The sequence below is a fragment of the Cellulophaga sp. genome (genome assembly GCF_039943695.1).
Classification (GTDB): Bacteria; Bacteroidota; Bacteroidia; order Flavobacteriales; family Flavobacteriaceae; genus Cellulophaga.
In genome coordinates this window covers 16,177-31,936 of sequence record NZ_JBDVAA010000044.1, presented here as the reverse complement: position 1 = coordinate 31,936, position 15,760 = coordinate 16,177, and the positions used below count along the sequence as shown (strand labels likewise).

Annotated in this window: 15 protein-coding genes; all 15 read left to right on the top strand. The window is 28.7% G+C overall.

Annotated elements, in window-relative coordinates:
* Nucleotides 1–24 precede the first annotated feature (24 nt).
* The 15 genes from ABJD66_RS03320 (at nt 25) to ABJD66_RS03250 (ending at nt 15,710) form a co-directional block, all read left to right on the top strand.
* Nucleotides 25–3,159: a glycosyl hydrolase gene (locus ABJD66_RS03320; RefSeq protein WP_348128211.1), complete on the top strand. Its 3,135-nt coding sequence runs from the start codon at nt 25–27 to the stop codon at nt 3,157–3,159.
* Nucleotides 3,160–3,447: 288 nt separating this feature from the next.
* Nucleotides 3,448–4,647 carry a hypothetical protein gene (locus tag ABJD66_RS03315; RefSeq protein ID WP_348128208.1) on the top strand — a complete coding sequence of 400 codons (1,200 nt, stop codon included), beginning with the start codon at nt 3,448–3,450 and terminating at the stop codon, nt 4,645–4,647.
* A 217-nt stretch (nt 4,648–4,864) separates the two neighbouring features.
* Nucleotides 4,865–5,662 carry a hypothetical protein gene (locus ABJD66_RS03310; RefSeq protein ID WP_348128205.1) on the top strand — a complete coding sequence of 266 codons (798 nt, stop codon included), beginning with the start codon at nt 4,865–4,867 and terminating at the stop codon, nt 5,660–5,662.
* A 25-nt stretch (nt 5,663–5,687) separates the two neighbouring features.
* Nucleotides 5,688–7,001, top strand: coding sequence for a HEPN domain-containing protein (locus tag ABJD66_RS03305; protein WP_348128202.1), 1,314 nt, complete (start codon nt 5,688–5,690; stop codon nt 6,999–7,001).
* A 161-nt stretch (nt 7,002–7,162) separates the two neighbouring features.
* Nucleotides 7,163–7,456 carry a barstar family protein gene (locus tag ABJD66_RS03300; RefSeq protein WP_348128199.1) on the top strand — a complete coding sequence of 98 codons (294 nt, stop codon included), beginning with the start codon at nt 7,163–7,165 and terminating at the stop codon, nt 7,454–7,456.
* Nucleotides 7,457–7,831 carry a hypothetical protein gene (locus ABJD66_RS03295; protein ID WP_348128196.1) on the top strand — a complete coding sequence of 125 codons (375 nt, stop codon included), beginning with the start codon at nt 7,457–7,459 and terminating at the stop codon, nt 7,829–7,831. It abuts the gene before it with no gap.
* 221 nt (nt 7,832–8,052) lie between these two features.
* Complete coding sequence (locus ABJD66_RS03290; RefSeq protein ID WP_348128193.1) at nt 8,053–8,523, top strand: hypothetical protein; 471 nt, start codon at nt 8,053–8,055, stop codon at nt 8,521–8,523.
* A 171-nt stretch (nt 8,524–8,694) separates the two neighbouring features.
* A complete protein-coding gene (locus ABJD66_RS03285) occupies nt 8,695–9,222 on the top strand; it encodes a hypothetical protein (protein ID WP_348128190.1) in 528 nt (175 codons plus the stop codon).
* Between the two features lie 550 nt (nt 9,223–9,772).
* Nucleotides 9,773–10,321, top strand: a complete 549-nt coding sequence (locus ABJD66_RS03280; protein ID WP_348128187.1) for a hypothetical protein — start codon at nt 9,773–9,775, stop codon at nt 10,319–10,321.
* A 156-nt stretch (nt 10,322–10,477) separates the two neighbouring features.
* Complete coding sequence (locus ABJD66_RS03275) at nt 10,478–11,329, top strand: hypothetical protein (RefSeq protein WP_348128185.1); 852 nt, start codon at nt 10,478–10,480, stop codon at nt 11,327–11,329.
* A gap of 178 nt (nt 11,330–11,507) precedes the next feature.
* Complete coding sequence (locus tag ABJD66_RS03270) at nt 11,508–12,344, top strand: SH3 domain-containing protein (RefSeq protein ID WP_348128182.1); 837 nt, start codon at nt 11,508–11,510, stop codon at nt 12,342–12,344.
* Between the two features lie 45 nt (nt 12,345–12,389).
* Nucleotides 12,390–13,295, top strand: coding sequence for a hypothetical protein (locus tag ABJD66_RS03265; RefSeq protein ID WP_348128179.1), 906 nt, complete (start codon nt 12,390–12,392; stop codon nt 13,293–13,295).
* Between the two features lie 85 nt (nt 13,296–13,380).
* Nucleotides 13,381–14,034 carry a hypothetical protein gene (locus tag ABJD66_RS03260; protein WP_348128177.1) on the top strand — a complete coding sequence of 218 codons (654 nt, stop codon included), beginning with the start codon at nt 13,381–13,383 and terminating at the stop codon, nt 14,032–14,034.
* A gap of 140 nt (nt 14,035–14,174) precedes the next feature.
* Complete coding sequence (locus tag ABJD66_RS03255; protein WP_348128175.1) at nt 14,175–15,425, top strand: erythromycin esterase family protein; 1,251 nt, start codon at nt 14,175–14,177, stop codon at nt 15,423–15,425.
* Between the two features lie 30 nt (nt 15,426–15,455).
* On the top strand, nt 15,456–15,710 hold the full coding sequence (locus tag ABJD66_RS03250) for a hypothetical protein (RefSeq protein ID WP_100894213.1): 255 nt from the start codon (nt 15,456–15,458) through the stop codon (nt 15,708–15,710).
* The last annotated feature ends 50 nt before the right edge of the window (nt 15,711–15,760 follow it).

Below are 15,760 nucleotides of genomic sequence, written 5' to 3'. Positions count from 1 at the left end.
AGACTAATTACAACCAAGAACATTATGAAACTCAATCACTTAAAAAACAGCACGTTTTTGTTGCTGCTTTTATGCATTTCTCAGATTTCTTTTGCTCAAAAAAGAAAACAAAAATCTACAACAGACCAGTACCCAGAAGCCTTATATAGCAGTATGCAATACCGTTTAATTGGCCCTTTTAGAGGTGGCAGATCTGCAGCTGTAACTGGTGTACCAAATAAACCAAACTTATTTTATTTTGGTGCCACAGGTGGTGGTGTTTGGAAAACCGAAGATGGTGGCAGAAGCTGGGGAAATATTTCTGACGGCTTTTTTGGCGGTAGTATTGGCGCTATAGAAGTTGCACAAAGTGATCCTAATATTATTTACGTAGGTGGTGGCGAAAAAACATTACGTGGTAATGTATCTTCAGGTTATGGTGTTTGGAAAACCGAAGATGGCGGTAAAACTTGGAGCTCTGCTGGCTTAAGCAAAAGCAGACATATACCACGTATAAAAATTCACCCTAAAAACCCTAACATTGTTTACGCAGCAGTTTTAGGTAACATATACAAACCTACAGAAGAACGTGGTGTTTACAAAAGTACAGATGGCGGTAAAACGTGGCGCAAAACCCTATTTGTTAATAGCAATGCAGGCGCAGTAGATTTAATGCTAGATCCTAATAACCCACGTGTTTTGTACGCATCTACGTGGCGTGCAAAAAGAACACCATATAGCTTAAGCAGTGGCGGAGATGGTTCTGCTTTATGGAAAAGTACAGATAGCGGAGAAAGCTGGACAGAGATCTCTAAAAACGAAGGTTTTCCAAAAGACACATTAGGTATTATTGGTGTTACTGTTTCGCCTAAAAACTCGGAACGTGTTTGGGCAATTGTAGAAAACAAAAATAAAGGTGGCCTGTACCGTAGTGATGATGGCGGTAAAAAATGGACTCAGGTAAATGCTGAGCGTAAATTACGCCAACGTGCTTGGTATTATACGCGTTTGTATGCAGACACAGAAGATGTAAACACTGTTTATGTACTAAATGTACAATACCACAAATCTACAAATGGCGGTAAAACATTTAGCACTTTTAATGCACCACACGGAGACCATCATGATTTATGGATAGCTCCAGAAAACCCAAAGAGAATGATTATTGGTGATGATGGTGGTGCGCAAATTACTTATGATGGTGGCGCTACTTGGAGCACGTACAGCAACCAGCCTACTGCACAGTTTTACAGAGTTACAACAGATAATGCTTTTCCGTACAGAATTTATGCTGCCCAGCAAGACAATTCTACCATACGTATAAACCACAGAAGTGACGGGCGTTCTATTAGTGATAACGACTGGGAGGAAACCGCTGGTGGCGAGTCTGCACATATTGCGGTAGACCCAACAAATAATGATATTGTTTATGGTGGCAGTTATGGCGGATTTTTAACTAGAAAAAACCATAAAACAGGTACTACAAGAGCTATAAACGTATGGCCAGACAACCCAATGGGTTATGGTGCAGATGGTATGAAATATCGTTTTCAATGGAACTTTCCTATACTATTTAGCAGGCACAACCCTAAAAAACTATACACCTTCTCTAATCACGTACACGTTACAGAAAATGAAGGTCAGTCTTGGAAATTATTAAGTGATGATTTAACTCGTAATGATGCTGATAAGCTAGTTTCTAGTGGCGGACCAATTACACAAGACAATACAAGTGTAGAATACTACTGTACTATTTTTGCAGCTAATGAGAGTCCGCTTAAAGAAGGTTTGCTTTGGGTTGGTAGTGATGATGGTTTAATACACGTATCTAAAAACGGAGGTGAAACTTGGGAGAATGTTACACCTAAAAATATGCCCGAATGGTCTATGGTAAACAGTATAGAACCTTCTGCTTTTAATGAAGGTACCTGTTATGTAGCTGCTACAAAATACAAGTTGGGCGACTTTGCTCCTTACTTATACAAAACTACAGATTACGGACAAACGTGGACAAAAATTACCAACGGTATAAACAATGAGCACTTTACACGTGTGGTGCGCGAGGATCCTAAACAAAAAGGATTATTGTACGCTGGTACAGAAACAGGAATGTATATTTCTTTTAATGATGGTGGCAGTTGGAAACCTTTTCAGTTAAACCTACCAATTGTACCCATAACAGATTTAACAATTAAAAACAACAATTTAATTGTTGCTACGCAAGGTAGAAGCTTATGGATTTTAGATGATTTATCTGTATTGCATCAGTTAAATGAAAATACAAAAAATGCTACATCAATATTATACAAACCAAAAGATACTTATAGAACAAAAGGTGGTAGCAGTAGCAGACCGTCTAAATTAGCAGGAAGCAACCATCCAAACGGTGTAATTACACATTTTTACTTAAACAAAGTAGAAGAAAAAGACAGTGTTAAGCTTATCTACTTTAATAAAAAAGGAGATACTTTAGCTACGTTTAGTAATAAGGCCAAAGAAAAAAACAAGAAATTAAAAGTTAAAAAAGGAGGCAACACCTTTGTGTGGGACACGCGCGGAAAGGGAGCCGAGAAACTTAAAGGTATGATTTTTTGGTGGGCTAGTTTTAACGGACCAAAAGCAGTACCTGGAGATTACAACGTACAATTAGTGGTTAATGGCGCTACACAAAGCAAAGATTTTACTATTGTGCCAGACCCAAGAGCAGAAGCTAGTGTTGCAGATATGCAAAAACAATACAATTTTATAACTGAAGTAAATGAAACGGTAAATAAAGCACATACTTCAATTAAAAAAATGCGCAAAATTACGGCACAACTTGCTGCTTTTGAAAAACAATATAAAGATACTGAAGCAACAAAAGAACTGGTAAAAAAAGCCAAGGCAATGCGAGAAAAGTTAGAAAATATAGAGAAAGAGCTGTACCAAACAAAAAACAGAAGTAACCAAGATCCGCTTAATTTCCCTATAAAACTCACCAACAAATTAGCGCATATAAATAGTTTAATTGGTTTGGACGATTTTCCACCAACAGACCAAGATATTGCTGTTAAAAATGAACTTACAGCAAAAATTAATACACAACTAACTGCTTTTAATAAGGTGTTAGATGATGAAATTACTGCTTTTAATGCTGCCTTTAACAACCTAAAATTAAATTATTTGTTTGTTGAAGAGTAATGCGTTGTAAGAACAATTTAAAAATTATGAACCTAAACGAATAACCCACAATAGAGAATAATAAGTAATATAAAGAAGCCTCTTTTTAGAGGCTTTTTTTGTGTTATGTAATTATTTAATTAAAAAATTAGAAATTACGTATTTCTGTAATTGTAGTATAAAAAATGTTTTTATATTGTAAGAAAAATAGTAACTAAAAATGGAAAACGTGTGTTTATACCACCAATATGGACGAATAAACGCAATAAATTGCGTTTATTAACTAGTTAGCAAATATTACAAAAAAAAATGAAACTATTAATTTTAATTTTAAGTATTATAACTATTTCTTGTGGAGATTCAAATAAGAAAGCACCAAAAAAAATTACACAAAAAAACACAACTATTATACAACAGAACGATTCAGTAATTGATTGGAAAGAAATAAAAACAAAATTACATATTAAAACACCTAATTACTTAATACAGATTGATAATAAAAAAATTCAATTACCATTTAATGTTTCTTTAAAATATTCCAAAAAAACATACCAAGGGAATTATACTTTTAATTGGAAATTGTGTGATTTAATAATTGACAGTTATTTATCAAACTATAATGTATATGGTTTTGAAGATAATATTCCTTATAAAGGTTTTTTTGGAGATGAAGGTAAACTTCATATTGTAAAAACAAACGATTCAACTGCTGTTAGTATTGAAAAATTTGAAAAATTACATTCAGAAAATTACACTAAAATATACTATAAAGATAATGAAAGTATCATATATAGAACAAATACAAACCAAATAGCAGTCTTATATTTTAAATACAATAAAAAAGAAAAAGCTTACTTTATTTATTATAAAGAAAATAATTCGCACGGATACAAATACAACCCTTCTAAAGAAGAATTAATAGATATTGCCATAGTGCAATTAAGAATGGCGAAGAATTTTAACAAAAAAAAGACAGAGACAGACTTATTAAATTGGGAAAAATACAAGAACTCATTACATTCTATTGATAGAAAAGTTTTTATAAATATTTTTAAATCCATATTAAGCTCAACAGATACAATACATAAAGACACTGCGTTTACACCATATATAGAAGGTAATTATTCCTTAATTTCTCTTTTTAATATAGGAGAAGAAGGAAAAGCAATATGGACAGCAATAAATGACACTCCTAAAAACACAAAAATCAACTCAAAAGAACCATTTAATTCTTCTCTATTAAGGCAAATGTCTTCAGTTATTACACTCTCTAATGAAAATTTGTTTGAAGTAGAATTAGAAGATTTTAAAATAGAATTTAAAGACGAATCAACTATAATTTTAAAAAGAGATTATGAAACGGAATCTATCTATAAAGTTTTTAAAAAAATAGTAATTAATAAAAAAGAATTTCTAATTTTCTCACCTGGAATAGTAACGAACATAACAAATTCAAGAGAAATGGCATATTTCTATATGAGCTTATTTAAAAACTATGATGACCTATAAACATTTGCTAACAATGTATAAAAAACATAGGGCTTCCGTGTTAACTCCAAAGTTCTGTGTTTACTTTCTAAGTCCGCCAAATATAAAATTTGACGTTTTCAATAAAAAAATAAAAGCAAAATATTATATTAGGCTAAGTGTTAAACCCCAAATGTAGTGCTTATCCTCTGCCCTACGTGTTTTATACTAACCGTTAGGTGCAATTACGAAAAAAACTATGAACAAAGATGAATACTTAGAACTGATTGCAAAAGAAAGTGGAATTCCAAAAGAGGATATCGCTGGTATTTATACTGATGAAGAAAAAGGAGAAAGGATGATTTTTAAAAGAAATCAACTTATAAATCAATTACAAAGAATTGGACCTCAAATTAATCAATCTTTTGATAAAATCTATGCAGACGAATTCAAAAATATGAGTTCTGATTTGAGTGAAATTATGCCTTTACTATTTATTGGTCATAAACAAGCCCTTAACGACAATGAAGAACTTTTTATTACTTGTGGAGATTTATTAAGAAACGCTTCAAATACTGTTATTAGTTCTGTTCAAACATTAAGGTGTGGTTTTAGGTTACAAAGTGGTATATTATTAAGAAGTGTAATAGAAATGTGTGCTACTGTTACTCATTTAATTTCAGACCCAAAAACACTGGATGACTTTAAAAATGATAAGATTAAGTCAACATATTCAATATCTGTAGCGAATAAGCAAGTGCCACTTTTTGGAAAAGCCTGGGGAATATTAAGTAAAAAACAAATTCATATAAACTCTCTACACGCAGATTGGTATCCATTAAAAGAGTATACAGATAAAGAAGAAGTTCCAGTCGAAGTAACTATTGGAATTATCGGAATGACAATTATGATTTTAAGAATTACAGTAGAATTAACCTTTTTTCCTTACATAGATGAACATTTATACTGGAAATCAGAAGGCGAAAATAAGGTGTCATTTATACCACCAACAGAGGATAGAATTGGATGGATTAAAGAAAAATTGAAAAGAGAATAATATTAGCAATATTGTATAAAAATTAATGGAAAATTATATAGGAAAAATAGTTTCACCTTTTAACGAAAATGAGTCCATTGATTTTGTTCGACTTTCTATATCTAATGAAATAATAGAAATTGAATTCTCTTCAAGTAAGCGAAGCCACAGTAATATAAAAACTATAATTGGAGTTTTCAATGGTTTTGGAAAAGTTACATTAGTAAACTGCCAAAATATTGGAATGTCAACTGGAGCAGGTGCTGACGTTAAAAAATATAGTGCTGAATATTTGTTTAAAGGTGAATTCATCAACAATCCAGAATCTTATTATTTTGACAGAGTAAATATCGAAATGTCCGGATTATTGGATTGGACAAAAATTTCGTCAATAAATAATAACCTTTTCACCGATAAGGTATTAACAATTGAAGATATTGACATTATTGAGATTTATAAATCTGATGATTTATCGATAGAAATTTTCTCTTCGAACAATATAAATTTTAAGCGTGAAAATAATCAAATAACCATTAAAGAAAATGTTGGGTTTAAAATCAAATCCCAGAATTGTAATATAAATATTTGGGACTATTTACATCTAATCAAAGAATTAAAAAAAATACTATTTATTTTTAGCAATAGAAATACTCATATTGATAAAACAAATTTTTATAAAGGAAAGGAACCACCCGTTAAATTATATTGGTTTGGTAATAATTCTTTAGGCGCCCCGTCTCCAATGAATCCAAGAATTAATTTTGAAGATATTAAACCTGACTTGAGTAATATAATTCATAATTGGTTTGAAAACAAAGACCTACACACAAGTGTGGAGTTAGTTTTAGAAAAGTCAATTAACAACAAACTAAGTCGGGAAAATTATTTTTTAAATAATTGTTTCTCTATAGAAACATTTCATAGACGTTTTAAAAACTACAAGTTATTTGACAAAGTTGAATTTAAATCAATAAAAGAAGGGATATTGGAGTCCATCGAAAAAAGTGATATTAAGGAACTAATTGGAAATAATTTGGCTCACATAAATGAGCCCAATTTTAAAAAAAGATTGTACGATTTTCAATCTGATTTTTCTAAACTACTACCTTCAGATTGGAACGTAGAAGAATATATAACTAGGATTGTAAAAACACGTAATTACTTAGTTCACAGAAGTTCCAATAAAAAAGTATTTGAAAAATTTGATTTGCTATATGCTTCTATATTTATTGAAACAATTATTAAAATTAATGTTTATAGAACTTTAGGAATAAAAGAGGGGTTGATAGAAAAATTACTGTCTGACACAGGGAAAAATATAAAAGGTTTTTATGATTCAAATAAACGAATGAGATTCTAAGAATAATAACTGCACCTAACAAAGTATATAAAAAATAGTGGCTTAAGTGCTTAAACAAAAGATAAACAATAAAATAGAGGTCAGTTGTAAACCGAAAAGTTAGTGCTTAAAACCCGCTACTTTTCATATACAAGACCGTTGGCAGTAATTTAAACACCGAAATGCAAACATTCAGAATCAAAGGAAAAAGATTAAAAAATTGGAAGACATTCCACTCTGAATTTAAGAAAGAAATGAACTTTCCGGATTATTATGGAGAAAATATGAATGCTTGGATTGACTGTGTTGATGAACTGACCGACGAACCAACTATTTTACAAATTGATAACGGAAAATACTTGAAAGAAAACGAACCTGAATTATTTAACGCAATTTTGGAATGTGGAGCTTTTATAAATTATAGAAAAATAGAAGTCGGAGAAAAACCGAATTTGATAATTGCGACTGATTATTAAATGATAAAATCTGAACTCATATCTACAATAATAGAATTGACTGTCGAATCCGAAAAATTTGAAAGTCAATTACTTGAACAAATAGAACTATTAACGGAAAAAGAATCTGAACATACTCGTGTTGGTTTGTATGTTTATCTAAAACCTGAAAATGGAATTGAAGAGCATAGATTGTCTAAATCACAACTTGAACAGATGTTTGGAGAACATAATCACGAATTAACCAAGTTTGAGCTCATTAATAAAAATGAGAATGTATTGGCTGATTTAACAGTTCACTTTTCCAACGGAATAATAGATTGTGTGGAAATTTGGAATAAACTAGGAGATTATCCGAAAGAAGAATTATTAACATATGAACTGAAGAAAATATAAAAAACTACTGCCAACAAGGGCTATAATTAATACGGGATTTGGTGCTTAACCCAATGTTTAGTGCTTTTAACCAAGTCCGCCAAATCTTTTTGATTTGGCTTTATAAAGAAAAAGATAAAACAAAATAAAAAGTTTTGGCTAAGTGCTTAATCGAAAGTTCACTACTTTTAATTCCCGTACTAATCATAGCCGAGCCGTTGTGTGTTATTAAAATGAAGTACATGAAAAAAAGTATAAATCTAAGCTGGAAAACTGTAATAATTGAATCTCTAGGATTAATATTATTAATCTCCGGAGTTAAACGTTTTTATTTTAGCACCCAACCAATTTTAAATCAAGAAACGGATAAATTGACATCTGAAAGTATTGTTTATTTTCTAATGGAATCGGCTCTTTGGGGTATCGGAACATTAATATTTGCAGGGCTAATTATTGGAATTCTAAAATGGAAACTAAAACAGTCAATTATCGATTCTGTTTTAGCAATTATATTTGTTTTCGCTCTTTTCCCATTTGGCTTTTTCAACGGAGGTTTGTTTAATTCAATATTCAATTCGATTGGTGGCCTTTTCACTGATATTAAAACCTCCTCTGCTCTAATAAGCGGAATTATATTAACCGTAATTGGTTTTTCCCTTTTATGGAGAAGTATTAAATCAAAAATAAAACAACACACAACACCATATATATGATCATAGCAACTAAGTGACTAATCGAATGGTTGTTGTATTTTTGGTAAGGCGCAATGCTTGCAAAAGGTAAAAGTTAGCAATCAATGCGCAAGAAAAATCGAAAAACAAGGTAACTTTTTGCCTTGCTGCGACACATATATTAAACGTTGTAGGTAATTTTAAACCAGCATTATGAACAAAATTTTAATTGTAATATTTATCATTTTTGGACTTCAAACTGATTGGCTGAACGAAACTAAAAAATCGATATCTGAAACTGATGAAAACGCTGTTTTGATTGACTCTAAAATAGCAGAAGAAAAAGAAGGAAAATCTACAACGACAGAATATAAAGCAGGAGAAAGCAAAAAAATAAAGGTAGAATTCACTCACACCGAATTAATGGATATTGAACTGAATTTCTACGAAAAAAACGGTTTTATATTAGGAGAAATAATTAGAGGAAAAAATGCTTTGCTTTATAAAAGAAAACGTTTGGAAAATGAACCTTATGCAACATTAGTTGACTCAAGAACATATTTTAAAACGGAAACTGAAGGAATAAAATTTATCCGAAAAATGAATATTTATGAAACGGACGAAACTAACGATGTTAGAAAGAAACTGAACAAATTAGAATTTGAAACCACGAATTTAAATGGAGAAGATTATATAAGGTTAAAAGAAAAATTCGACCGAATTACAAAAAGTGAAAAATAAAAACGTACCACAACAAATTATATAATTTATTGCTAGGTTTTAGCCTACTTACCAAAGTACTTGCGGACTCTTTTGGTTGGTAATTATTTACTAAATTGGGTGTTTAAACACGCCACTAACCATATACATACACGTTAGGCTTAATTCTAAGTATAGTAACCAAAAAGAACTAAATGATGAAAATTGGAATAAAATCAATACTTATGTTTCTGTAAGAATTTTCATTTTTAAAAACCAATGGACAAAATATAATTGAAGAATATCTAAAGGTTAAAAAAGACAGTATAAGAATCAGAAAACCGGACAGTGATTTTCTAAAGTATATTGAAAAAGGGTATACACATACGAAACCAGTGACGGCTTCAAACACATAACAGAGAAAAACTTTAGAAGATATTTAACAAACGCTATAAAGGCAAAATATCAAAGTAAACCTTATTTAAGTTCTAGCCAAAAAAAATGAAATGTTCAATAGATATGAGAGACTCACAGGGAAGACTTTGTTTTGGGTGCCAAGTTTCCAAACCGTTATCGAAAAAAAATAATTATAATGTATAAATACGCTTTTGTTCTATTAATACTGATTCTTGGGTGTAAATCAAATAAAAACAGCATAGAGATAAAAAGTAATGAATTGATATATTATGAATACACACAGAAATATGTTCAGCAAGTTAAGACGCATTTATTAAGTAATATTGCCTTTAACATTAAAATAAAAAATAATAGTGATAGTACCATTATCATAGGAAACAAAAATAGTTTTGAATATTACAATAATGAAGCAAATAATGATTTTCTTGCTATAAATGATACCTTATTTGAATTAACTCCTTACAAAAGAGACTATATTAAATCGTTTAAACAATCCTATCATATTTTGCCTAAACACTCAATGAATATTTCATTTAGTATGGACATTCCGTTAATTCCTGGAAATATTAATAGAATAAAAAAACACTTAAAAAATAAGGGAGGAATTTTAAAAATATCATCCTTAATAATTAATAAAAAAGACACAATACTAAATATCCCCTTTAGGATAAATAATCTAAAAGAAGTTTTTATTAAAAACAATGAATTGATAGAAACAAGATAAACACAAAGTTCAGTTACCAAAATCGGATAAAATAATGCGTAATTTAGTGCTTAATCAAAGGTTAGTGCAATTTTGTAACGTCTAAATTTCCTTCAGAAATTCCTTGCATACAAACCCGTACTGTTCATACACAAAACCGTTAGCAAAAATTATAAAATGACTCTAAAAAAAACGTTTCTAATTTCAATACTAATTCTAGTCTTTCAAAACATATTCAGTCAGGAAAAAATTAGCACACATTTAATTACTAAATACATATTTTCAAACGACTACAGAAATGTCAAAAAGTATTCTCAATTTCAAAATAAAAAAATAAAAAACTTAAAACAAAAACTTGACAGTATTGAGCATTACAAAGAAATATATAAAATAAATACAGATAGTCTTGTTATAATTAAAAACCTAAGTAAATCTATTACAAGTGACTCAATTAAAATGACAAAAAAATCTAGTACTATTAGATACAAGTTTAGTCCAAAATATTCAGATTACTTTAAAGCTGGGCATATTATAGAATTATCATATGAAACTTATTTGGATAAAGATTGTAATACATGGAATTCCTCAAAGTGTATAGAATATGATTCCAAAATAAAAGATATTACAATAATCAATAACTATCTTAAAAAGGATTTCAGTTTAAATAATTATTTTAATTCCTATTTTAAGGAAAATGAATCTACACAAGCTAACATTATAATAACCGATAAATTTAAAACTTTAATTTCTAGCTCTTATTATAAAGAAAAAAGAGCTCCAAAATTTGTTGAAAATCTCAAAGAGTTAAAATATCAAACTGAAAAAGGTTATGTTTTAAATGAAAGTTCTAATATTTACATTATTTATTTTATAAAAGGAAAAAATGAAGATTCAAATTATTTTAAAATAATTTTTAATCCAAACGAGGATAAAATAATAATTAATATCAATGAAAAATTTTATATCGCGAAAAACCCTAAGATTGAATTACTTAAAAAGTGGATTTCAGACCAATTTAAAATAAAATAACATTTACTTATAAAACCTACAAACAATACTAACCTCAGGCCTTACTCCCTAACTCTCCTATCAGTTAATTTTTTAACACCGAATATAAATTGAAAAACCACGAATATATATTGGTGGTTACTTTAGTATTAAATAATCTTAATATTTAGACTGTAAAAAATTTGAAAAGAATACAGTTATGATTAAGAGTACTCACATATTAAGCCTAGTGTTCTTATTTGCTTGTTTTTCTTGTAAAAAAGCCATTAGCCCACAGAAAGACCAAACTAGCAATGAAACAAAAATATTAGCAAACGATGAAGCCTCTATAATTAGTGCGGCCAAAACAGCAACAAAAAACACAGTAGATTTAGACATAATATCTTCAAAAGGAGTATCTATTATGAGTAAGCATATAGTTACATTTGATTTTGGTCATGATAATTTTTTAGATGCACTAGTGTTTTGGGGGTTTAAAAATAACTCAGACAATTCATTTTATAAGTCAAAAATTTTATTCTTAAGAAATAACGGGAAAGAACTAATAGCTACAGATTCTTTAACTTCTACAAGTAAATACATAATACCTTCCCAAAGCAAAACCTTTTATTCTAATAGAGGTGATGGTATTATAATTGAAAAATACTCTTCTGATGCTTACGGAAAACTATCAGATACTATTAGCAGTAGAGGAATAGTTATTTATCTTAAAAATTCATTAAATCTTGATTATATATCAACCAACGATATCAAGTTCAACTTTACAAGAACAAACCATTGGAAATACGTATCTGCAAAAAAAGGTCTTTATTGTAGAGATCAACCTGGAAAAAAAGGAAAAGTAATTCATACATTAAGTTACGGAGAAGCTGTTAACGTTATCCGAAGAACAAATAAAGAATTAACAATTTATAATGAGGATATAAATGAATACATTACTGGAAACTGGGTGTGTATAAAATTAAATACAAACAGTACATATGCTACTGAAGGTTACGTTTTTAATGGTTATTTAACAGACGACAATCCTAATTAAAACACAGTAAATAATAAAAGTTAGAACAATTTAAAAGCTAAAAATATGAATTTTAGAAAACACATATCAAAACTATATTTAATAGTTCTTTTATTTGCTTTATACTCTTGCAATAATAAAACTGAAGAACAACAACTTCAAATTAATAATTTACAAAGACAATTAACAGCAAAAGACTCTATTATTAATGTTATATCTGGGGATTTAGACAAATCGAACCATAAAATTGAAAATAGTAGCGCTGAAATTTTAACTTTAGAAAACCAAATTAATGCAGAAACTCTAATTAGTTTTACTGATGAATCTACTCCAATTATAAATACCAAAAACTTTATAAAATTTGCTTTTAAATCTCATAATCTTGATCATACAAATATTATGTCAAGTATATGGTGGAGTGGAGCATTTATAAACAGCAAACAATTTGGAAAACCAAGGTTAGCACTAGACGAATTTTCTATTATAAATTACATTTGGAGTAGTATAGATAGGAGTCCAGAAAACTTAAAAAAACTTATAACACCTAAAGAAAAACAAGTACTTTATTTAATATTTAAAAACAACAATTTATACAAAGACTCAGGTGCGTCGTCAATAGTAAAAGCCTTATTAACTGCTTATACTGAAGTTGAAAATAATGAATCTATTAGGTACGAAAACGACTTAACCAATAAAATGTACTCTCAAGTCCAATATGCAGATAATTATTGGGATGTATATGAAGAAATTGAGAATACAATTAATGATTTTGCTAGCGAAGAGGTTAAAGGTATTTTGTCTGATGAAAATTACTCTCCTAATAAAGACCAAGAGAGTAAATTAAGCCACAGAGTGTTTTTTGTTTATTCATTTTGGATAAGAAGGTATAAAGAAAAGAATCAAACACTAGTTTATGAATTACTAAAAGAGCTTCATGAAAACGTATCTAAGGAAAGCTCTAATTCTTTTTAAAATATTCCATTGTATTCATGTCCTACATTAGGCGCTTAACCTCTCTACTAACCAAATACAAATAGGTTAGCAAATATTAAAAAAAATGAAAAGAAGAAGATTAAACATACTTACATTATTTCTATTGTGTAGTTTTTGTTCGTATAGCCAAAATATAGTAGACCTATTTTATATGTTACCTGAAGAATATACAATTATAGGTAAACAAGAACGAAAATCTTTAGTGAAAAATAAAAAAATATCGGATGGTAAGATGAATCAAAATATCTTTATTGATAAAAAAAATGGTTATTTATCAATAAAGACTTCTTTCGATTCCAATATTAATACAGAAATTAGATTTGAAATGTGTTACTGGAATTTTGAAAATAAAAAACTGATTGCTATCTCTACTTATGGTGGAAATACAAGAACATATAGTTATGGTCAAAGTGATTTTAAATTTTTTACCTATGATAATGACCTAAAAATTTCAGACAAACCTATATTCAAAGAGTATTATCCAAATTTAGAGGTAACAAAAAGGTTAATAATTACTGATTTTTATTCTAAAATGACTCGTAAACAAATTTTAGAATACGAATCTCTTCATCCTTCACTTACTTTTTCATTACCCAGAAAAGGAAAAAATATAGAAATCAAATATGAAAATCAAAAATCAGAAAGTGATTCTGGACCATTCTTTGATACACCTACAAAAATTTTAAAATGGAATGGAGATGGAACATTTAGCGAATAACGTTTGCTAATACCGTATGTAATTAATTACTAGTGCTCCCCTCCTTTAGAATCCCGAAGCGTAGGGACTTGCGGATTTTTTGCATATTATTTATTTGTTAACTTTAGTACTTAAACTATATAAATACGTTGCCATTAATTATGAAGAACATTATTCTAACGATTATATTTATTACTTTTTCAAACTCTACGGTTTTTGGACAAGAAAATTCTATTGTCGAAATATTAGACGAAAATGCTTTTGAAATTCAGGAAACAAACCCTAAAATCGAATTTAATAAAAGTGATAAATTGGATAGTATTTTTGAGAATGTGAGAATATTTGGATTTGGTGAGGCAACTCACGGAACTAAAGAATTTTTTGACTTAAAAATTAAGTTCTTTAAATATTTAGTAAAAAACCAAGGGGTGAAAAATTTCGCAATTGAAGCAAGTTTTGGAAATTGCATTGAGATAGATAATTTCATAAAAGGAAAAGATGCTGACCCAAGAAAATTAATACGTAAAATGGGCTATTGGATTTGGAATAACGAAGAGGTTTTATCGCTAATTGAATGGATGAAAAAATATAATATTGGTAAAAAGAAATCCGAACAACTTAATTTTTATGGAGTAGATATTATGGATGCAACTAATTCAGCGAAACTAATGTTTGATTTAGTCAAAAAAAATAATATCAAAAACAATGAGGGTTATTTAAATACTTTAGTTCATTACCAATCGAGAAAAAAATCTGAAAATTTAAAAAAGGAAGAATTAAAAAAACATTTAGAAATAATGTTTGAATTAAAACAATACATCATAAAAACTAATATTCAGAGTAAAAAATTATATTTAGGAATACAAAACTCTTTAATTCAATATATAAATTTTCGTTTAGATTTTAATCAGGAAAACAGAGATAAAGGAATGTCTGAAAACGTTAGCCAAATAATAAATACATCTGAAAATAATAGCAAAGTTTTTGTTTGGACACATAATTTCCACGTAAAAAAGAATAAAATAACTTATACAAACGATTTTTCAATGGGTCATTTTTTAAAAGAAAAATATGGAGAAAAATATTACAGTATTGGTTTTGATTTTGCAACGGGCAATTTTTATGCTATAAATCCTAAAAAAAATAAAATAGAAAAATACACTATTAAAAAACCACTGAAAAATACAAGTAGTGAATTATTTAGCAAAAGTAATTTAAGAATATTTTTTTTTGATTTTAATTCTATTTCCAAAAATAAATTAATGAATGAATTTTTGAATACAAAAATAAAGTATAGAGGAATTGGTTCTACTTATAGTCCAAAAATGGTTGAAAAAGAAAAATTACTGAATGCTTATGATGGAATTATATTCGTAAACAAAACAAATGAATCAACATATTTGAGAAAATAACTAATGGCAACAACGTTAACACACATAAATATGAGTGAAAAACTTAACAAAATTAAATTAGAAATTGATAACTACGCAAAGGATTCTAATTTAACTGAATTACAAATAGTTGAAAAATTAGAAAAATATTACTTTAATAAAAAAGTAAACGATAATTTAAAACTGTATAAAAAACGAAAGAAAAAAGTAAGTGAAATTACAAAAGACCTAAAAATATCTCCCCGAAAATTTTATGCAATTTTAGAAAAAAAGAAAATAGAGCATAAAAAATATAAAAAAGACTAAAGCAACAAGAGCAAAAGTATTCCTAAAAATTCTTCGTTTTAGTACACTTA